General features: G+C 62.8%; 17 protein-coding genes. 9 read left to right on the forward strand and 8 right to left on the reverse strand.

Annotated features, from left to right (window positions below; genetic code table 11):
• Both N436_RS22745 and N436_RS22750 read left to right on the forward strand, forming a co-directional pair.
• Window positions 1–939, forward strand: coding sequence for a FecR domain-containing protein (locus N436_RS22745; RefSeq protein ID WP_110742020.1), 939 nt, complete (start codon window positions 1–3; stop codon window positions 937–939).
• A 79-nt stretch (window positions 940–1,018) separates the two neighbouring features.
• Window positions 1,019–3,418, forward strand: coding sequence for a TonB-dependent siderophore receptor (locus N436_RS22750; RefSeq protein ID WP_110742021.1), 2,400 nt, complete (start codon window positions 1,019–1,021; stop codon window positions 3,416–3,418).
• 47 nt (window positions 3,419–3,465) lie between these two features.
• On the opposite strand, the gene N436_RS22755 is transcribed toward N436_RS22750, so the two are convergent.
• Complete coding sequence (locus tag N436_RS22755; RefSeq protein WP_110742022.1) at window positions 3,466–4,473, reverse strand: zinc-binding alcohol dehydrogenase family protein; 1,008 nt, start codon at window positions 4,471–4,473, stop codon at window positions 3,466–3,468.
• Window positions 4,474–4,608: 135 nt separating this feature from the next.
• Complete coding sequence (locus N436_RS22760; protein WP_110742023.1) at window positions 4,609–5,403, reverse strand: SDR family oxidoreductase; 795 nt, start codon at window positions 5,401–5,403, stop codon at window positions 4,609–4,611.
• 106 nt (window positions 5,404–5,509) lie between these two features.
• On the opposite strand from N436_RS22760, the gene N436_RS22765 reads away from it, so the two are divergent.
• The 6 genes from N436_RS22765 to N436_RS22790 all read left to right on the forward strand — a co-directional run bounded on the left by N436_RS22765 (window position 5,510) and on the right by N436_RS22790 (window position 11,449).
• On the forward strand, window positions 5,510–6,451 hold the full coding sequence (locus N436_RS22765; protein ID WP_110742024.1) for a GlxA family transcriptional regulator: 942 nt from the start codon (window positions 5,510–5,512) through the stop codon (window positions 6,449–6,451).
• A gap of 126 nt (window positions 6,452–6,577) precedes the next feature.
• On the forward strand, window positions 6,578–7,828 hold the full coding sequence (locus N436_RS22770) for a dienelactone hydrolase family protein (RefSeq protein ID WP_110742025.1): 1,251 nt from the start codon (window positions 6,578–6,580) through the stop codon (window positions 7,826–7,828).
• A gap of 3 nt (window positions 7,829–7,831) precedes the next feature.
• Window positions 7,832–8,617, forward strand: coding sequence for an SDR family oxidoreductase (locus N436_RS22775; protein ID WP_110742026.1), 786 nt, complete (start codon window positions 7,832–7,834; stop codon window positions 8,615–8,617).
• Between the two features lie 78 nt (window positions 8,618–8,695).
• Window positions 8,696–9,934: a styrene monooxygenase/indole monooxygenase family protein gene (locus N436_RS22780; RefSeq protein WP_110742027.1), complete on the forward strand. Its 1,239-nt coding sequence runs from the start codon at window positions 8,696–8,698 to the stop codon at window positions 9,932–9,934.
• A gap of 12 nt (window positions 9,935–9,946) precedes the next feature.
• Window positions 9,947–10,480: a flavin reductase family protein gene (locus N436_RS22785; protein ID WP_105947795.1), complete on the forward strand. Its 534-nt coding sequence runs from the start codon at window positions 9,947–9,949 to the stop codon at window positions 10,478–10,480.
• Between the two features lie 36 nt (window positions 10,481–10,516).
• Window positions 10,517–11,449: a transporter gene (locus N436_RS22790; RefSeq protein WP_060500041.1), complete on the forward strand. Its 933-nt coding sequence runs from the start codon at window positions 10,517–10,519 to the stop codon at window positions 11,447–11,449.
• A gap of 170 nt (window positions 11,450–11,619) precedes the next feature.
• Here N436_RS22790 and antC read toward each other — a convergent pair whose 3' ends face one another.
• The 3 genes from antC to antA are packed head-to-tail and all read right to left on the reverse strand — an operon-like array spanning window position 11,620 to window position 14,539.
• Window positions 11,620–12,651, reverse strand: a complete 1,032-nt coding sequence (gene antC, locus N436_RS22795; protein ID WP_110742028.1) for an anthranilate 1,2-dioxygenase electron transfer component AntC — start codon at window positions 12,649–12,651, stop codon at window positions 11,620–11,622.
• A gap of 11 nt (window positions 12,652–12,662) precedes the next feature.
• Window positions 12,663–13,154, reverse strand: a complete 492-nt coding sequence (gene antB, locus N436_RS22800) for an anthranilate 1,2-dioxygenase small subunit (RefSeq protein ID WP_110742029.1) — start codon at window positions 13,152–13,154, stop codon at window positions 12,663–12,665.
• A complete protein-coding gene (antA, locus tag N436_RS22805; protein ID WP_177410894.1) occupies window positions 13,151–14,539 on the reverse strand; it encodes an anthranilate 1,2-dioxygenase large subunit in 1,389 nt (462 codons plus the stop codon). The genes antB and antA overlap by 4 nt, the downstream gene beginning before the upstream one ends.
• A 210-nt stretch (window positions 14,540–14,749) precedes the next feature.
• Between antA and N436_RS22815 the strand changes: the two genes are divergently transcribed.
• Window positions 14,750–15,721, forward strand: a complete 972-nt coding sequence (locus tag N436_RS22815) for an AraC family transcriptional regulator (RefSeq protein ID WP_110742031.1) — start codon at window positions 14,750–14,752, stop codon at window positions 15,719–15,721.
• A 17-nt stretch (window positions 15,722–15,738) separates the two neighbouring features.
• Here N436_RS22815 and N436_RS22820 read toward each other — a convergent pair whose 3' ends face one another.
• The 3 genes from N436_RS22820 to N436_RS22830 form a co-directional block, all read right to left on the reverse strand.
• Window positions 15,739–16,764: an AraC family transcriptional regulator gene (locus tag N436_RS22820; RefSeq protein ID WP_110742032.1), complete on the reverse strand. Its 1,026-nt coding sequence runs from the start codon at window positions 16,762–16,764 to the stop codon at window positions 15,739–15,741.
• A 235-nt stretch (window positions 16,765–16,999) separates the two neighbouring features.
• Window positions 17,000–18,358 (reverse strand): Na+/H+ antiporter NhaA, encoded by a 1,359-nt coding sequence (nhaA, locus tag N436_RS22825; RefSeq protein WP_110742033.1) that lies wholly within the window; start codon window positions 18,356–18,358, stop codon window positions 17,000–17,002.
• A 228-nt stretch (window positions 18,359–18,586) separates the two neighbouring features.
• Window positions 18,587–18,844, reverse strand: a complete 258-nt coding sequence (locus N436_RS22830; RefSeq protein ID WP_110742034.1) for a DUF4880 domain-containing protein — start codon at window positions 18,842–18,844, stop codon at window positions 18,587–18,589.
• Between the last annotated feature and the right edge of the window lie 529 nt (window positions 18,845–19,373).

Raw genomic sequence — 19,373 nt, forward strand, 5'->3', positions numbered from 1 at the left:
ATGCCCAAAACTCGACTGCCACCGGCGGTGGCCGAGGCCATCGACTGGCTGGCGCTCCACCGTTCAGGGGCCATGAGCGCTGCAGATCGCCAGCGCTTCCAGCAATGGCTAAGCCTTGACCCGGACCATGCAGAGGCCTGGCAACGCCTTGAACAGCGCCTGGGCATGGCGTTCGCCGATATGCCGCCACTGGCTCGTCAGGTGCTCAGCACCGAGTCCGCCAGCCGGCGCCGGCTATTGCGTGGTGCCTTGGCGGTCGCCGGGGTGGGTGCTGGTGGCTGGTGGTTGCAGCGTCTTGGCTTGTTGCCCGTTCCGGGGAGTGACTTGCAGACCGGTCTGGCCGAGCGCAGGCCGTTCACCCTGGAGGACGGCAGCCTTGTGGTGCTCAATGCCCAGAGCCGCGCAGACATCGCCTTTACCGCCCGCTCGCGCACGCTGTTCCTGCGTGAGGGGGCGTTGAGCATTCAGGTTGCCGCCGACCCGCAGCGGGCGCTGATCGTTGTCACCGCCTTTGGCGAGGTGCGCGCCTTGGGCACACGCTTTACCGTCAACCTGCGCGACAAGGCTGCCGACGTCTGGGTGCAGGAGTCGCGGGTGCAACTGTTGGCGCCGAACGGTGCCCGTCTGGAACTGGGCAGCGGTCAGGGCGCCGTGTTGTCCAGTGCGGGGATTCATGCGCTGGATCCTGCCCGTGCTGGCGAGGGGACTTGGGAAGACGGCTATCTGGAAGTTCACGACCAGCCGCTGAGCGCCGTTATCGATGCCCTGCGTCCGTATCACCGTGGCCTGTTGCGTATCAGCCCTGACGCTGCGGCATTGCGGGTATCGGGGGTGTTCCCGCTGGATGAGAGCGGGCAGGTCTTGCGCACACTGCAAGAAACCTTGCCTGTGCGCGTCGAGCGACGCTTCGGTTGGTGGACCGAGGTGACCCTTCACTGATTTTTTTTCATCACCCCCTTAATAACAGAGCCACTCGCGTCACATAGCTGGCATCGACCACCTTCCGGGACCGTTGCCCATGTACCGAACACACCGTTTCAGCCTGACACCGCTGGCCTTCGCCCTGGCCTTGGGCACACTGCACGCTCCCACTGGCGCTGCGAGCGAGCCTGGTGGCCAACAGCACGTGCTTGCCTTCGACCTGCCGGCCGGCGCGCTGGATGCCACACTGACCGCCATCGCCCGGCAGAGCGGGCGCAGCATTTCCTATGACGCCTCGCTCACTCGCGGCCTGACGGCACCTGCACTACGTGGCCGCTTCAGTACCGAGCACGCCTTGCATCAGGCCCTGCAAGGCACTGCATTGCAGTTGAACGTTACGCCCGGCGGCGCACTGAGCATCGAGCCGCGTGCAAGCGATGCTGTGCACCTTGGCGCCATCAATGTGTCTGGCCAGGTGTACGAGCAGGATGCCTGGGGGCCGGCCTACAGCAAGGTCGCCCGACGTAGCGCGACCATGAGCAAGACCGATACGCCGCTGCTGGAGATACCCCAGTCGGTGTCGGTGATCACGCGCGAGGAGATGGTGTCGCGCCAGCACGACAGCCTGGCGGATGTACTCGGCTATACCGCCGGTGTGGTGACCCAGCCCAATGGCTACAGCCGCGTGGCTGATGACTACCGGCTGCGCGGTTTTGACATTGGCCCGCGCACCGGAAGCGTGTTGCGCGATGGCATGAAGATGCAAAGCACACAGTTCGAAGGCGGCCAGGAGCCCTATGGCCTGGAACGCGTCGAGGTGCTTAAGGGCGCCTCGTCTGTGCTGTATGGCCAACTGGCGCCCGGTGGCTTGATCAACACCATCAGCAAGCGGCCGACCCTCACCCCGCTGCACGAGCTCAACCTGGAATATGGAAATCACCAGCGCCGGCAGATGTCCACCGACCACAGCGGCGCGCTGGATGAGCAAGGGCGCTTCAGTTACCGGCTGACCGCGCTGGTGCGCGACAGTGGTACGCAGTTCGACGAGATCGATGACGACAAGCAGTACATCGCGCCCGCGCTGGCCTGGCAAATGGACGACGACACCCGCCTGACGCTGCTGGCCAGCCACCAGCGCACGCAAACCACGCTGACCCCGCCCATCCGCTACGACCTGACCACCTTCAGCAACACGCCGGGCTACAAAGTGCCCTATGGCCTGTTCCCCGGCGAGCCAGGCTTCGACGACTACGATGGCACCCTGCAAACGTTCGGTTATCTGCTGGAACGCCGGCTGAACGATAGCCTGCAATTGCACCATGCCACCCGTTATTTCGAATCGCGCAGCGACTATGACTACATCACCCTGAACAACAGCCGGGTTACCGGCGCGAACCTGAACAACCTGACCCGCAGCTACAACGTCCGTGAGGACATTTCCACGGGCTGGACCAGCGACAGCAACCTGACCCTCCAGCTTGCCCACGGCAACTGGCAGCACACACTGCTCGGCGGCATCGATTACTACCGCAAGACCTACGACAGCCACCGGCACAGCGGCAGCGCGCCGACCCTGGACCTGGCCAATCCGGTTTATGGCAACCTGCCGACGGTGAACACCGCCGTCGACAGCGGTTCGGATTTGCACAGCACGCAAATGGGTGTCTACCTGCAAGAGCAGGCCAAGTTCGATGAGCGCTGGGTGGTCATGCTGGGGCTTCGCCAGGACTGGGCCGAGAACGACACACGCAACTACCGCGACGGCTCGCGTAGCACCGTCACCGACCGCAAGACCACCGGCCGTGTCGGCCTGGTGTACCTGGCGGACAATGGCTGGGCGCCCTATGTCAGCTACAGCCAGTCGTTCTTGCCGTCCGCAGGCACCGACAGCAAGGGTGACACCTTCGAGCCTACCGAAGGCGAGCAGTACGAAGTCGGTGTGCGCTATCAGCCCGCCGACCGTGAGTTGCTGATCAGCGCTGCGGTGTATCAACTGACCCAGCGCAATGTGTTGACCTCGATCGCCGGCTCCGACTTCGACGAGCAAACCGGCAAGGAACGCAGTACGGGCTTCGAACTGGAAGCCAAGGCGCAACTGACACCCGACCTGGCGATGAACGCCACCTACGCCTATACCGACGCGCACATCATTTCCGACAACGACAAGGCACTCGAAGGCTCGCGTATCGAAGGCACGCCGTACCACAGTGCCGCCTTGTGGCTGGACTACCGGCTGAGCGGGCTAGGGTTGCCCGACGTCAGTGTGGGCGCGGGCGCCCGCTACAATGGCACGACGCACACCGTGCCGAGCGTGAGCGACCGGAAGATCCCGGCCTATACCCTGTTCGATGCCCGCGTCACCTACCGGGTGAACGACCAATGGCAGGTGAGTGCTCGCGCCCAGAACCTGGCCAATGAGCGTTACCTGTATTGCGCCAACTCATGCCGCTATGGCGATGAACGCAGCGTGGTCGGCTCACTGAGTTACAACTGGTAGCGGTGTTGCCGACCAGACACGCTCGGGGTGGCGCGCCCGGCGCGCGATCAGAAGCCTTCCAGCACGATCTTGCCGCGCGCTTTTCCACTTTCGACCATGGCGTGGGCACGCTTGAGGTGCTCGGCGTTGATCGTACCGTAGTGTTCGCCGAGGGTGGTTTTGAGCACACCACTGTCGACCAGTTGCGAAACGCGATCGAGCAGTTGGTGCTGCTTGATCATGTCCTCGGTCTTGTACAGGGAACGCGTGAACATGAGTTCCCAGTGCAGCGACAGTGACTTGCGCTTGAGCGGCATGACATCCAGCTGCGCCGGGTCGTCGATCAACGCAAGCTTGCCTTGTGGGCGAAGTACTTCCACCAGTTGCGGCAGGTAGGTGTCGGTATGGGTGAGGCTGATCACGTAATCGACCGGGCCCAGCTTGAGCGCCTCCAGCTGAAGCGGAATCGACTCGGCGTGATCGATCACATGATGGGCGCCCAGCGCCTTCACCCACGCCTGGGTTTCGGGCCTTGACGCTGTGCCGATGACGGTCAGCCGAGTGAGTTTGCTGGCAAGCTGGACCAGGATGGAGCCCACCCCGCCACCGGCACCGACCACCAGAAGGCGCTGGCCTTCGCCACCGTTTTCTTCAACGCCCAGGCGGTCGAACAGCAGCTCCCAGGCGGTAATGGACGTAAGGGGCAGGGCGGCGGCACTGGCATTGTCCAGGCTGCGAGGCTTGTGCCCGACGATGCGTTCATCCACCACATGCAGCTCGCTGTAGCTACCCGGGCGGTCAATGGCGCCGGCGTAGAAAACTTCATCGCCCGGTTGGAACAATGTGACCTCAGGCCCGACCTCGCGGACAACGCCGACAGCGTCCCAGCCCAGCACCTGCGGCTGGTCACTGCCGCGGCTTGCACGGATTTTAGTATCAACCGGGTTGACGGCAATGGCCCTGACTTCGACAAGCAGGTCCCGGGCACCGGGTTTGGGGGCGGGCAGTTCCGCGTCGTACAGCGATTGTGGGGCGTGGATCGGCAAACCGGGTTGGGTGTAAACGACGGCCTTCATTGGCGCTACCTCCAGGGTGGTCGAAAAGTGCATTCAGGCTAAGCGTTTCGATTTGCTCGAAAAATAGCCTGAATGCAGTAAGACTTTCTCGTCTTCAATGAAAATGAACGGTGCGGCTTAGGCTCATCTTGGTCACTAGGCCCTGTAGCGGGGCGCGAGCTGGTTGCTGGACAGTTGGCCGAACAAGGCCTGGCGGCTGGCTTCGTAGTGCTCGAACGCTTGCAGGTCGTGCACCGAAGGCAGGGAGATCAGCACACCCTTGTCGAAGTCCTGCAGGGCGCCGTCCACCAGGTCCTCGGCCGACATCACGATGGCAGGGTCGAGGTTTTCGAGCGGCAAACCGCCTGTCTGCCAAAGGTCGGTAGCGGTGGCCCCGGGCAGTACTGCCTGGACCTGAACGCCTTTGCCTGCCAGCTCTTTGGCAAGCGCTTGCGTAAACGCGGTGACATAGGCCTTGCTGCCGCCGTAGACGCCGTTGAGCAGCTCCGGCGCCAGGCTGACGATGGACGAAATGTTGATGACCGCGCCCTGTTTGCGCGCCACGAAGCCCGGTACCGCCGCGTAGGTGAGGCGGGTGAGGGCGGTCACGTTTAGGCTGATCATTTCGGCCATGCGCTCGACGTCACTTTCCAGCAGGCCGGTATGGGTACCGATACCCGCGTTGTTCACCAGCAGGCTGATACTGGCGTCTTCGCGCAGCTTGCGTTCGACCTTGGCGAGGTCGGCTGCGTTTGCCAGGTCGGCCGGGAACACTTCCACGTTCTGCCGGGTTTCGCTGGTGAGCCGGGCGGCCAATGCGTTAAGGCGTTCGCGGTTGCGTGCTACCAGCACCAGGTCATAGCCACGTCGGGCCAGATGGTCTGCGTAGATCGAGCCGATGCCGGTGGAGGCGCCCGTGATGAGCGCGGTGCCTTTGAATTGCTGCGTCATGGTGATGCTCCGGTGTTTGGGTGTGGCGTCATCATGCAGAATGTGTTTTGTGGCTTAAATGACGTATATGATACGTTTTCAGGACATAGCAAAGAGGGCTTCAATCATGCACCGGGTCGGCTACCTGATACCCGAAGGCTTCCAGGTCATGTCCCTGGCAACACAAACCGTATTCGAATTCGCCAATATCGTGGCGGGCGAAGCGGTTTACAGGATCGAGAATTTTTCCATCGGGGGTGGCACGGTGCGTTCTTCCCTGGGGATGCATATCGACACGTTGCCATTGAGCGCGCCGGGCCTGGCCGACACCTGGATGGTCGCCGGTACGCTGACCCCGCTCACGCCCCCCAGTGAAGAGGTACTCGCCAGCGTGCGTGGATTCGTCGACGGTGCGCGTCGCACCGCAGGCCTTTGTACCGGCTGCTTCGTGCTGGCTCAGGCCGGTGTGCTGGATGGCCGGCGCGCCACCACCCACTGGGCTTATGCAAACAAGCTGCGTGAGTTGCACCCGAAGATCGACGTCGAGGAAGACCGGATTTTCATTGTCGATGGGCCGGTATGGACATCCGCCGGCATGACCGCCGCCCTGGACATGGCACTGGGCATGGTCGAAAAAGACCTGGGCACCGAGCTGGCAAGGTCGGTGGCGCACAAGATGGTCATGCACCAACGCCGCTCTGGTGGGCAATCCCAGCATTCCGAACTGTTATCGCTTTCGCCCAAGTCGGACCGTATCCAGAGCGCGCTGGATTACGCCCGCAAACACCTCAGCCGCCCGCTGAGTGTGGAGGAACTTGCCGATGTGGTGCACCTGAGTCCGAGGCAATTCACCCGTGTATTCACCGCCGAGACCGGTGAGTCACCCGCCAAGGCCGTTGAGCGCCTGCGGCTGGAGGCAGCCCGTTTGATGATCGAGCAGAGCCGGCACAGCCTGGATGTCGTAGCCAGAGAGACCGGGTTCAGGGACCGCCGGCATCTGCGTGAGGTGTTCATTCGTGGGTTTGGTGTGCCTCCACAGGCTGTGCGCAGGGATGCGCGACGGCGATGATGCACGCCACTTGACTGCCTGGCCGAATTTCCCGCACTCAACGGATAATTCACGCACCTCCCGGACAGCCCTTTGGTTTCCAGCGCCTGAAGATGTCTCCATCCCCCCGCGACTGGAGACATAACAATGAAGGGCCAATACATCACCCTCGCTGCCGATTCCGGCGAGCACTTCCAGGCCTACCTGGCCACGTCGATCGATGGCCGTGGCCCGGGCGTGGTGCTGTGCCAGGAAATCTTCGGTGTTAACGCGGCCATGCGCGAGGTGGCTGACCACCTGGCGCAAGAAGGCTGTACGGTGCTGGTGCCAGACCTGTATTGGCGCCAAGAGCCAGGCGTGGACCTGGGCTATACCGAAGCGGATTTTCAGCGTGCCTTCGCCCTGTATCAGGCATTCGACGAGGCACTGGGTGTACGCGATATTGCCGCCAGCCTGCGGCATCTGCGCAGCATGGAGGCTTGCAGCGCGGATGGCCTCGGTGTGGTCGGCTATTGCCTCGGCGGCAAGCTGGCCTATCTGGCGGCGTGCCGCTTGCCCGAAGTGGCCTGCGCCGTGGGTTACTACGGTGTGGGTATCGAGAACGCGCTGCATGAACTGAAAGGCCTGACAGGCCGGCTGGTGCTGCATTTTGCCGAACAGGATCAGTTTTGCCAGGCCGATGCCCGCGAAACGATCATCCGCGCACTGCATCAGAAGCCCGGCACCGAGGCCTATGTCTATCCGGGTGTCGACCATGCGTTCGCCCGCCCCGCAAGCGACCACTACCACAAACCCTCGGCCTTGCTCGCCCATGAACGCAGCATCGCAGCGCTGCGCCGTACCATCGGGCCGGACTACAACCTGTCGGCGCTGTGGGATGAACATGTCCGCCACGAGTTCGATACCCGCGACGTGCCGGCGACCATGGCAACCATGGTCCCGCAGCCTTACGTCAACCATATCCCGACCATGACCGGTGGTGTCGGCTATCGCGAGCTGGCGCGTTTCTACCGTTACCACTTCGTGCATGGCAACCCGAAGGACATGGCACTGACGCCGATATCGCGCACTGTCGGTGCGTCGCAGATCGTCGACGAGTTCATCATGAGCTTCACCCACGATCAGGAAATCGACTGGATGCTGCCGGGCGTGGCACCCACAGGGCGGTTTGTCGAGATCCCGATGCTAGGTGTGGTCAAGTTCCGCGGGCCGAAGCTCTACCACGAACATATCTACTGGGACCAGGCCAGCGTACTGGTGCAGATCGGCTTGCTCGACCCCAGCGGCCTACCGGTGGCCGGTGTGCAGACTGCGCACAAACTGCTCGACGAGACGCTGCCGTCCAACAGCCTGATGCCGGGTTGGGCCAGTAGCGCCAACCTGCCGATCGAGGGTTGAGCCATGAGCATGAACCTGGCAGGTAAGGTGGCGGTGATCAGTGGCGGTGCGACCCTGATCGGGGCGGCAGTGGCCGAGGTATTGGTGGCTGCGGGGGCACGGGTGGCACTGTTGGATATCGACCCGAAAGGTGCCGAGGTGGCGTCAAGTCTTGCTGAGGCAGGCCTGTTTGTGCCGCTGGACCTGACCGACGATGCGGCCATCGAGCAGGCGGTCGGCACAGTGAAGCAGTGCTGGGGCCGGGTCGACATGGTGATCAACCTGGCTTGCAGCTACCTCGACCAAGGGTTGGCTTCTGACCGGGCAGAGTGGCTGCGGGCCCTGGACATCAACCTGGTGTCGGCGGTGCAGCTGGTGCGTGCACTGCACGACGAGCTGAGGGCCAACAGCGGGGTGGTGGTCAACTTTGCCTCGATTTCCGCTGGCTGCGCGCAGACCGGGCGCTGGCTGTACCCGGTGTCCAAGGCGGCCATCAAGCAGTTGACCCGCTGCATGGCCATGGACCTGGCCGGCGACGGCATCCGTGTCAATTCGGTGTCGCCGGGCTGGACCTGGTCGCGGGTCATCGCCGAGGTCAGCGGCGGTGATCGCAACAAGGCCGACCAGGTGGCCGCCGACTATCACCTGCTGGGGCGCCTTGGTGACCCCGCCGAGGTGGCCCAGGTGGTGGCCTTCCTTTGCTCGCCAGCGGCCAGTTTCGTCACTGGCGCCGACTATGCGGTGGACGGTGGCTACTCGGTGATGGGGCCGGAGCGCAATGTTCCGGCCATTCCAAGGCTGGCCGAATAAGGCTGGCGAAAGCGTGTTTCCAGCGCGCACCAAGCGCGCTGTTTTCCACAAAAACAATCCTACAACGGGAGTTACTCCATGCGTCGCATCGCTATCGTCGGGGCCGGCCAGGCCGGCCTGCAACTGGGGCTCGGGCTGCTTGCCCAGGGCTACAAGGTGAGCATTACCACCAACCGCACCGCTGAACAGATCCGTACCGGCAAGGTGATGTCCAGCCAGTGCATGTTCAACACCGCCTTGCAGACCGAACGGGACCTGGGCCTCAACTTCTGGGAAGAACAATGCCCCGCCGTGGAAGGCATCGGCCTCAGCGTACCGCACCCTGAACAGCCGGGCAGCAAGGCGATTGACTGGAGTGCGCGCCTCGAACGCTACGCCCAGGCTGTGGACCAGCGCCTGAAGATGCCGGTGTGGATGGATGAGTTCGTCCGCCGTGGCGGCGAGTTGACTATCCAGGACGTCGGCGTCAAAGAGCTGGAAGCGTTGGCTGTCAGCCACGACCTGGTGCTGCTGGCGGCGGGCAAGGGCGAGATCGTCAACCTGTTCCCCAAGGATGCCGAGCGCACCTGCTTCAGCCAGCCGCAGCGGGCGTTGGCGCTGACCTATGTGAAAGGCATGACGCCGATGTCGCCCTATTCGCGGGTGGCCTTCAACCTGATCCCCGGCGTAGGCGAGTACTTCGTGTTCCCGGCGCTGACCTTGAGCGGGCCGTGCGAAATCATGGTGTTCGAAGGCGTGCCTGGCGGCCCGATGGACTGCTGGCAAGACGTGCAGAGCCCCGAGCAGCATTTGCAGCGCAGCCTGGAAATTGTTCGTCGCTATGTGCCTTGGGAGGCCGAGCGTTGCCGCAATGTAGAGCTGACCGATGCGGGTGGTGTGCTGGCCGGACGTTTTACGCCGATGGTGCGCAAGCCGGTGCTGGAGCTGCCGTCAGGCCTGCCGGTGTTCGGCATGGCCGATGCCCTGGTGGTCAACGACCCGATTACCGGCCAGGGCTCGAACAACGCTGCCAAGTGCAGCAAGGTCTACCTCGATGCCATCGTTGCCCACGGCGACCAGGCGTTCACCCCGCAATGGATGGTGCAGACCTTCGAGCGTTACTGGGACTACGCCCAGCATGTAGTCGGCTGGACCAACAGCATGCTGCTGCCGCCCCCCGAGCACCTGCTGAAACTGCTCGGCGCCGCCGGCAAGTCGCAGGCGCTGGCCTCGATCATCGCCAACAACTTCGACGACCCACGGCAATTTGCCCCCTGGTGGTTCGATGCCCAGGCCTGCCAGGCCTTCGTTGACAAGCTGTGCCAGCAGGCAGCCTGAGGAGCCATGAGCATGAATGCAATGCATTTGCCTGACAATCTGATCGCCGCCGACAGCAGCGAGCCACGGGCCCTGCGCAACCTGCTTGGGCAGTTCGCCACGGGGGTTACGGTGGTCACCACCCGGGGTAGCGACGGTCGCAAGGTGGGGATGACCGCCAATTCGTTTTCCTCGGTGTCGCTGGAGCCGCCGCTGGTGCTCTGGAGCCTGGCGCGCACGGCGCCGAGTGTGAGCGACTTCCTGGCCGCCAGCCATTTCGCCATCAATGTGCTGGGCAGCGACCAGCACGGTTTGTCCGGGCACTTTGCGCGGCCCTCGTCAGACAAGTTCGCTGGCATCGAGCATGTCGAGGCCACCGCCGGCGTGCCGCTGCTCGACGGTGCCATCGCCACCCTGGTGTGCCGCAACGTCACCCAGTACGAGGGCGGCGATCACCTGATCTTCCTCGGTGAAATCGAGCACTACCGATACAGCGGCGGAGAACCGCTGGTCTTCCATGCCGGGCAGTACCGGGTCGCCGTCGCGCACCCCGAACTCGGCCGTTGAGTCTCCTGCCACCAAAAACAACATTCGGAGCCTTGCATGAATAACATCCGTTACCTGGCCTGCGCCCTTGCGCTGGGCAGTGGTGCGGCCCAAGCGTATGACCTGCCGGTGGTCAACCTGGGCCTGACCAGCTTTCTCGACGGCGGCCTGCCGGCGGGGCCGGGCTGGTACCTGCAACAGTACTTCCAGAACTACAGCGCGAACCGGCTGGTAGACAAGAACGGCGACAAGCTGGGCTTGCCGAAGACCCAGCTGGACTATCAGGTGGCGGTGACGCAGGTCAGCTACCTGTCTGAGCTGCGCGTTGGCAACGCCAGCCTGGGCCTGAACACGGTGTTGCCTATCGTCACCCGGATGAAAGTCGATGACGGTTTGAACAACGCGGCCCTGAAGGACCAGGGCGGGGTGGGTGACTGGCTGATCGGGCCGTTCATCCAGTTCGACCCGATCATGGGGCCGGACGGCCCACGCTTTGTCCACCGCATCGAATTGCAGGTCAACCTGCCCACCGGCGAGTACAGCGACAAGAAGGACATCAACCCCGGCAACAATGCGGTTTCTTTCAACCCCTATTGGGCGGCGACCTATTGGTTCACCCCCGACTGGACCGCCTCGGTGCGTGCGCATTACCTCTACAACTTCAAGAACCACGACCCCAACTACGGCTTTGGCGATGCCGACGATATTCAGGCTGGCCAGGCGCTGCACGCCAACTTCGCTACCGAGTATGCGGTCACCCCGCAACTGCGCCTGGGCATCAACGGGTACTGGCTCAAGCAGATCAGTGACACCCGGGTAGATGGCCATGAAGTCTCTGGGCGCCGGGAAAAGGTCTGGGCAATCGGGCCGGGTGCGATGTACAGCTTTTCCAAGGACGATCACCTCGTATTCAACGCCTATTTCGAGCAGGACGTGGAAAACCGCCCGGACGGCTCGCGGTTGCAGGTGCGCTATATCCACCACTTCTGATCGAGGCGGTGTTCGCCTCTTGATGAAGGTTTGGCCTGCCCATTTGGCAGGCCTTTTTTTTGAAGAGTGCCTGGCACAGCAGAGCGTGCCCCCGGAATGCATTGAGCCCGGGCATTCCAAGAAATGCCCAGGCTCATTGTGTTTACCTCTGTTGTGCCGTTGTTTCAGGGTTAGCGCCGGCTGGCGCTTTGCAGGAACTTCTCGGCGTAAACCTGCACCCCGGCCGGGGCCTGCTCGGCGACCCAGCTCTTCACGGCTTCGACCATAGGGGGCGGGCCGCACAGGTACATGTCGAACGGCGTGGCAACCAGTCGCTCACGGTCGAAGTGCTCGTGAATGTAACCGCGCCTCCCGCTCCAGCTGGCGCCGGGCTGGCTGACCACGGGGGTGAACTCAAAGCCGGGAATGCGCTCGCGCAGGGCCTCCAGACGCGCGGTTTCGCACAGGTCGGCTTCCTGGTTGACGCCGTAGAACAGTTGGATCGGGTAGCCGCAGTCACCGCGCTCGGCAATCTCGTCGAGCATGCCGAGGAACGCCGACAGGCCAGTGCCGCCCGCCACCATCACCAACGGCCGTTCCACCTGACGCAGGTAGAAACTGCCCAGCGGCGCCTCCAGCAGCACTTCCATGCCGGGTGTGCAGTGCTCGCGCAGGAAGTTGCTCATCACACCGTCTGGCAGCAGGCGAATCAGGAACTGCAGCTGGTTGCCAGGGTTTGGCCGGTTGGCGAATGAGTAGGCACGGCATTGATCGGTGCCGGGCACTTGCAAGCGGGCATACTGGCCGGGCAGGAAGTGCAGGGTGTCTGGCTGCCCGCTGGCATCCAGGTGCAGGATGGCGGTGCTGGCCGATACCAGCTCCACATCGGTTACGCGGCTGCGCAGCAGCAGGGGTTCTCCAGCATGGCAATGGCTGGAATCGTGGTCGAAGTAGAAGGTGGCATCGGACTGCACGCGGGTCTGGCAGGCCAGTACCTTGCGTTGGGCCAGGTCGTGGGCGCTCAGGGCCTCGTCGTCGACGTAGTCCTGCTCATAGCGACCGGCCTCGCAGCGGCCCTGGCAGGTGCCGCAGACGCCTTCGCGGCAGTCCAGCGGCAGGCTGATGCCTTGGCGCAGTGCAGCGTCGAGCAGCAGTTCGCCGGGCTTGACGGCAATGAAGAAGGTCTTGCCGTCGGCGAAGCTGAGGGCAACGTTATGGGTCATGCTGGCGGCCCTCAGAGGTGGTAGAAGTCGAGCACGGAATCGATGGTGTCGTTGAGCAGCAGTACATGCTTGCGGCGAATGCGGAATGTCTCGCCGGCCTGTCGCAGGTGATAGGTGCAGTGGCCGAAAAAACTGCTCTGCTGGCCCTGCCGGGTGTACAGGGTATGCCAGGCCACGCGTGCTTCGAACTCGTTGTCGCCCAGCGTACGCAGCCGCAGGTTGCTGACCTGATGCAAGGTGCGAGGTAGCGGCGTGGAAGCTGCGGACTTGCCAGTGCGCAGGCGGAATACCCGGTCTTCCAGGCCGGAGCGGTCGGCGTAGTAGATGTAGGACAGGCCCTGGTCCGGGTCTTCTACATAGCGGTGCTCGCTGACCCACTGCGGCAGGTGGAATTCGCTGTCTGCATCGAACAGCTCCAGATAGGCGTCCCAGTCCTGGGCGTCGCAGAGTTCGGCCTTGCGGATCAGGAATTGTTCGATGGCGTAGTGCTGGGTGATGTTCATGCCTGAACCTCCTTGAGTTGCAGCGCGCGGCGGGCCAGGCCTTCGAGCAGCAGGCGCTGCCAGGTGCCGTGCTGGTTGACGTAGAGCCCTTCGTGGGTGAATTCGCGGCCGGTCAGCACCGGTTGAATGCCCAGCGCCTCGCTGTTGGGCGTGGGGCCGTCTGCCCAGCGGTGATGGCCTCGCGAGATGTCGCTCCAGCGCTCCAGGCGGGCCTGGAAACCGCGCTGCTGCTCGCGGAACTCCACCAGGTCGTCCGGCGTGCCCATACCCGAGACGTTGAAGAAGTCCTCGAACTGTCGGATACGGTTGCGTCGGTCGGCAGCGGACTCGCCCTTGACCCCGATGCACTGGCTGATGACCTCGGTCTTGTTCCAGGCCACCGGGCGGACGATGCGCAGCTGCGAGCTGATCTGGTCCATGAAGAACAGGCTCGGGTAGATATTGAGGTTGCGCAGGCGGTGCATCATCCATTCGGCGCGAGTCTGCCCGTATTCCTCGACCAGCCGTGGCATGACGCTGGCGTAGCCGGGGCGTACGGCGGGGTTGGGCATGTCGCTGAACAGCAGGCTGTGGCCGTTGTGGAAGGTAAACCAGCCGTCGTCGGTCTCGGCATCACCGGCGCCCAGCTTGCTGTAGTCCAGGGTGCTGCCGCTGCCGCCTTTTTCCGCGTTGACCTGCTGGCGGTGCTGCACGGTAGACACGTAGTTGTAGTGCACGGTGGACACGTGATAACCGTCCAGGCCGTTCTCGTTCTGCAGCTTCCAGTTGCCGTCGTAGGTGTAGGTCGATTTGCCGGGTAGCACTTCGAGTTCGCCGGTGGGCGACTGGGCGACCATCATGTCGAAGAAGATCCGTGCATCACCCAGGAAGTCTTCCAGCGAGTCGTTGGCGTTGCTGTCGAGGCTGATGAAGACGAAGCCCTTGTAGCTCTGGATACGCGCCTTGCGCAGGCCTCGCGTGGCCTTGTCGAAACCTTCCGGGTATTCGCCTGGGGCCTTGACCTTGACCAGCCGGCCATCGCTCTTGTAGCACCAGGCGTGGAACGGGCAGGTGAAGGTGGACTGGTTGCCCGCGCCTTGGCGGGTGAGGGTGGCGCCGCGGTGCTGGCAGGCATTGATCAGGGCATGCAGCTCGCCGTTGCCGTCACGGGTGATGATCATCGGCTGGCGGCCGGCGCGCAGGGTGATGAAGTCGTTGGGCTTGGCGATTTCACTTTCGTGGCAGGCGTAGATCCACTGCTTCTCGAAAATCAGCTCCATCTCCAGGTCGAACAGCTCTGGCTCGGTGAAGATATCGCGGGCGACGCGATAGACCCCCTCGACGGGGCGAAAGTCCAGGCAACCTTGGACGTAGGTTTGCCATTGGGTCAGGCTGCGGGCGCTCATCAGGCGTGTCCTCATTGTTGGGGTTGTGTGCACGATTGAAGCGCTGGCAGCACATTCGCTCTAGCCACTTAATGGGCGTTGATCAGCCATTTTTTCCGGCGTTGCAGTGCGTGGATGACACGGTTGCAAATAGCTGCAGAAAATGGATAGTGGCGAGGCCGCACTGCGCCGGACAATCGAGCCAGACCATTGTTTTGACGGGAGATGCCCATGCACAGCGTCGCTGCCACGCTGCACAATCGCTGTGCCGAACTGGGCCTGGCCCAGCAATGGATGAGCGAGATCTGTGGCCCGCACCAGTTGCGCTCCCGGCACCCGGAGCAGCTGTGCTTCAGCCACCTGGGTACGCGCCTGCCGGCGTTGGGCACGGTGCTTGGGCGTATTGCCTACGGCACGGAGGTGAACATCGATATTCGCTCCCTCGATGCCTACAGCATCAGCCTGCCACTGCGCGGCCGGCAGCGCCTGCGCAGCGGGCGGGCCCAGGTGCGATCCGACGCTGCGTGCGGGTTGGTGGTGTCACCCCTCGAATCCCATTCGCTGGAGCTGGGAGGGGACTGCGAGAAACTTCAGGTGGTGATCCGCCGGCAGGCGCTTGAGGAAGTGGCCGAAGCCTTGTTGCAGCGGCCGCTGGCCGAGCCAATCCGTTTTCGTGCAGAAATGGATACCGGCTGCACGGCGGTGGCAGCCTGGTGGTTGAGCATCCGCCAAGTGCTGGAGCACTGGCCGCAGATGAGCGCGCTGTACGGTCAGCCGCGTCTGGCGCGCGACATGGAATGCCTGCTGATTCGGGGCCTGCTGCTGGCCCAGCCGAGCAACTATTCGGCGGAGCTGGAGCCGGGCGCAATGGAGCGCGTTCCAGAGTATCTGGTGCGTGCCCGCCAGTTTCTTCACCAGCATGCCCGTGAAACCTTGCGCCTGGATGATCTGGAGCAGGTCGCGGGGGTGTCGCGGGAGAAACTCTACGAGGCGTTTCGCCGCCATCATGGGCTGCCACCCATGGCCTACCTGAAGCATCATCGGTTGGCAGCGGCGCGCAGTGCGCTGTTGAATGGCGGAGCCTCGGCCAGTGTCTCCAGCGTGGCGCTGGAGTGGGGCTTCAGTCATCTGGGTCGCTTTGCCAGCGATTATCGCAAGGCGTTCGGTGAGTCGCCATCCGCTACACTGGCGCGATTGCGCTGAGGCAACCGCGCCATCCCTCAGGATGCCCGAAACCGTCGGGTCGCCGAGGGCAGTTCCCCATAGCGCCGCTTGTACTCCTGAGCGAACCGCCCCAGGTGAGCAAAACCCCATTTGAACGCCACATCGGTCACTGAAGCTTGCTCGTTGCGGGTCAGCTCCTCATGCACCTGCTCCAGGCGCAGCTCGCGCAGGTAGGCCATCGGGCTGGTATTGCGGAAGGTGCGAAAGCCCGCGAACAAGGTGCGCACACTGACGCCAGCCTGTTCGGCCAGCGACTCGACGCTGAGCGGCTCGTGCAGGTGCTCTCGGATAAAGGCCTCGGTGCGCTTGATGAAGTAGGGCGAGACAGTGCTTTCTGCCGGGCGGTCGAGGTTGTCCAGCGCACTGTGGGGCTGGCCATACAGCAGCGAATTGAGCAGTGCCGATTCAAATTGCTTGAGCACCAGCGGTTGGTGCAGCGGGTGCTCCGGGCTGCCGATGGCGGTGACCAGGGTGTTGAGCAGTTGCAGGAAATAGGCGGCGCCCGGGCGCGAGAAGTCCAGGCGCGGGTCGAAACGCGGCAGGCGCTGGCTGGCTTGTGGGATGTGCTGGCGGCAGTGGTAGGCCATGTCGGCCTGTTCGATACGCAGTGTCAGTTGCGGCGCACCGCCTTGCCAACGCATGCGCGCCGGCAGGCTGGGTGACAGCAGCGAGGCCACCAAGGGAGAGGATTCGAACTCCATGCCTTCGCAGCGGATGGTTGCGCCGCCGTGGATGGGGATCTGGACCAGGTAGAAATCCTCAAGCCGCCCGGGGTCGATATTGACCTCCGTCGCATACTCCAGGCGCCCCAGTGACAGGCCCCCACGGACCACATGGTGCATGCTTGCCGCTACCGTCTCGCCAGTGCGTACGGCGGACAGCTCATGGGGTTTGAATATCCGCCCGACACTGCTGCGCACGTTGTCGAGGTCGTAATGCAGGAACAGCTGGTTCTGTTCGGTGAACAGTTGCAACTCACTGAAGCATTCACCACTCGCAAGGCTTGTATCGTTGATGATCATTGTCACCTCTCGTTACACAGGCAATCATGGCTGCACCATTCTGGCCCGAGGGTTCTGCAGTTACCGGAGGGTGGTTGCAGTATTCGGATAACGCCAAAGCGGCAGTGTGATTGTGGGTACCGATCACCGTCGGCTTGCCAGTTGTGTAGCAAGGAGCAGACCAACTTGTCGGTTGCTGTAACGTGCCGGAAATGCGGGCCGCTGAGGTTCAGCACGGCCCGCGAACGGTGCCGTGCTAGCTGGCGTTCAGTGGCTTGGCACTGGCGGCTTTTCTAACACTGACTGCGCCCCACAGCAGCCCGACGGTGGCAGCAATGAGCGACCCGGTAAGGATGCCGAGCTTGGCTGCACCCAGTGCGCCTGGGTCGACAAAGGCAAGGTTGGCAATAAAGATCGACATGGTGAAACCGATACCTGCCAGCAAGCCGATCAAGGTAATGCCACTCCAGGTGACACCCTTGGGCAGCTCACACCAACCCAGGCGCACCATTAGCCAGCTGATGCCGACGATGCCCAAGGGTTTGCCCAGGACAAGTGCCAGGGTGACAGCGAGCATGACGTGGTATGGCCCTTGGGAGGACAGGTCTACCCCAGACAGCCCGACCCCGGCATTGGCCAGCGCGAACAGGGGCATTATCACGAAGGCGACCCAGGGGTGCAGTGCACTCTGGACCCGCACCACAGGCGGTACCATTTCACGCTGGGCAAACCGCAGGCGTTTCAGTGGGTCAATCAGGTTGCTGCTGTCCTGCTCTGGCGCTTTTGCGCTGCCGAACAGGTCGTTGGAAAACCGTTTGACGGCATCCACAGGGCGCTCACCCATGGGCGCTGAGCGAACGGGTGTCATGAGCCCAAGCACCACACCCGCCAGTGTGGGGTGGGCGCCGGTCATCAGCACGCCGAGCCAGGTAATTGCGCCCGGAATCACGTAAGCGTAGGCCGAGCCAACGCCGATCTTCTGCAGCCCGACAGCCAGCAGGATGCCGATGATGGCAACGCCAAAGCCTGCGTAGTCCAGGCCGCCCGAATAGAAGATGGCAATGATCAGCACCGCGATGATGTCGTCGATGATCGCAAGTGCCAGCAAGAAGATACGTACGTTGGATGGGATCGATTTGCCAAGCAAGGCGAGCACGCCAACCGCGAAGGCGATGTCGGTCGCCGTGGGGACTGCCCAGCCGTTCTGTTCTTGTGGTGCATGAGCGAACGCCAGGTAGATCAGGGCAGGTACAACCACGCCGCCAACGGCTGCCGCCATGGGTAGGGTGGCTTGGCGCAGGCTTGCCAGCGCGCCTTCGTGGATTTCCCGGCGGATCTCCATGCCGACCACCAGGAAGAAGATGGTCATCAGGCCATCATTGATCCAGAAGTGCAGGGATTGCGAGAAGACCATCGAACCCACACCGAACGTGAGCGGCGTGTGCCAGAGCGCATCATAGCTATCAGCGAGTGAAGAGTTTGCCCAGGCGAGTGCAGCCAGGGCGGCGATGAGCAGTACGAAACCACTCACGGCCTCGACATGCAGGAAGCGCTCAAGCGTGGCGAACGCACGACGGGCCAGTTGTTGGGCAAGGGGGATTCGAATTTTTTGCATAGGCGCAAGTAACCCCGCAAGGCGGCCCGACCTGCGCTGTTCTTTAACCTGCGTTGCTGCGTTATGCAGCTAGCACCCGGGGTGAAGTCTACCATCCAAACGCGGTTTTGCGGTGATGGATTGTGACGCTGTATTTCGCAGCTCAGGAGCAGGGTTACTGGCCTGATGTGCGGAGCAGAATTGCCGCGGTGCTGCGGATCACGCAGCACTGCGGGGCGCGCTACATGTCTAGCGTACCTTCCTCGTGAGCCGCGGAGAGGGTGAGCAGTTTTTTGCACGGGTGGGGCAATCGGCCAACTTTTCGCTGAGGTCCCAGATTTCCAGCATTTTGGCGTATTCGAAGGTATGCAGCGGATCTGCCTGTAGCCAACGCTCGAAGGCTGCATGGTCTTCGGCGCTGCACGCCTCATCATGCATGCGCAGGCACCAAGAGGCGGCCTCGGTGATGACAGTGTCATGTGACTGAGCAGGAGAGGGCGATTTCATCTTCAGCTACCTCAGGGACCGGACCGACACCATAAGGAAGCAATTGCCAAAAAAACGTTAAAAAAACATCAATCATTTCAACGCTATGGCGTTTAAACATAGCGGCGGCAGCCTTCACTCGTCCAGATTAGTCCTTGGGCCCTGGCTGGTTCGGATGGTGCTCGATGACCGCGCACTTTCCTTGAAACGTGCAAACAACGCATCGAATCAGGCAATAAGGCGGGGCCCCTTGCTTTCTATACTTGTCTCCAACGAAGGGCGGTTGCAGCAGCCAACCCGCGCAAGCATATCGCCCTGCGCAATCCAGCACTCGCGCCCTTGCCCGGCGCGCTGCCCTCCCGGAGGCAACACCATGCAAGACGTCCAGTTCAACAACCGCAACATCGTGATGGCTGGCCACCTTTACCTGCCGACTGCGTTCGAAGAAGACAAGCAGTACCCTGCGATCGTCACCGTCCACCCAGGTGGCGGCGTGAAAGAGCAGGCTGCGGGCACTTACGCCCGGCTGCTGGCCGAGCAGGGCTTCGTC

The organism is Pseudomonas sp. RV120224-01b, from assembly GCF_003208145.1.
GTDB classification, from domain to species: Bacteria; Pseudomonadota; Gammaproteobacteria; order Pseudomonadales; family Pseudomonadaceae; genus Aquipseudomonas; species Aquipseudomonas monteilii.

Bases quoted from the DNA above. Each gene is read 5' to 3' on its own strand.
- N436_RS22745 (WP_110742020.1), top strand. From the start codon at position 1: ATGCCCAAAACTCGACTGCCACCGGCGGTGGCCGAGGCCATCGACTGG.
- N436_RS22750 (WP_110742021.1), top strand. From the start codon at position 1,019: ATGTACCGAACACACCGTTTCAGCCTGACACCGCTGGCCTTCGCCCTG.
- N436_RS22755 (WP_110742022.1), bottom strand. From the start codon at position 4,473: ATGAAGGCCGTCGTTTACACCCAACCCGGTTTGCCGATCCACGCCCCA.
- N436_RS22760 (WP_110742023.1), bottom strand. From the start codon at position 5,403: ATGACGCAGCAATTCAAAGGCACCGCGCTCATCACGGGCGCCTCCACC.
- N436_RS22765 (WP_110742024.1), top strand. From the start codon at position 5,510: ATGCACCGGGTCGGCTACCTGATACCCGAAGGCTTCCAGGTCATGTCC.
- N436_RS22770 (WP_110742025.1), top strand. From the start codon at position 6,578: ATGAAGGGCCAATACATCACCCTCGCTGCCGATTCCGGCGAGCACTTC.
- N436_RS22775 (WP_110742026.1), top strand. From the start codon at position 7,832: ATGAGCATGAACCTGGCAGGTAAGGTGGCGGTGATCAGTGGCGGTGCG.
- N436_RS22780 (WP_110742027.1), top strand. From the start codon at position 8,696: ATGCGTCGCATCGCTATCGTCGGGGCCGGCCAGGCCGGCCTGCAACTG.
- N436_RS22785 (WP_105947795.1), top strand. From the start codon at position 9,947: ATGAATGCAATGCATTTGCCTGACAATCTGATCGCCGCCGACAGCAGC.
- N436_RS22790 (WP_060500041.1), top strand. From the start codon at position 10,517: ATGAATAACATCCGTTACCTGGCCTGCGCCCTTGCGCTGGGCAGTGGT.
- antC (WP_110742028.1), bottom strand. From the start codon at position 12,651: ATGACCCATAACGTTGCCCTCAGCTTCGCCGACGGCAAGACCTTCTTC.
- antB (WP_110742029.1), bottom strand. From the start codon at position 13,154: ATGAACATCACCCAGCACTACGCCATCGAACAATTCCTGATCCGCAAG.
- antA (WP_177410894.1), bottom strand. From the start codon at position 14,539: ATGAGCGCCCGCAGCCTGACCCAATGGCAAACCTACGTCCAAGGTTGC.
- N436_RS22815 (WP_110742031.1), top strand. From the start codon at position 14,750: ATGCACAGCGTCGCTGCCACGCTGCACAATCGCTGTGCCGAACTGGGC.
- N436_RS22820 (WP_110742032.1), bottom strand. From the start codon at position 16,764: ATGATCATCAACGATACAAGCCTTGCGAGTGGTGAATGCTTCAGTGAG.
- nhaA (WP_110742033.1), bottom strand. From the start codon at position 18,358: ATGCAAAAAATTCGAATCCCCCTTGCCCAACAACTGGCCCGTCGTGCG.
- N436_RS22830 (WP_110742034.1), bottom strand. From the start codon at position 18,844: ATGAAATCGCCCTCTCCTGCTCAGTCACATGACACTGTCATCACCGAG.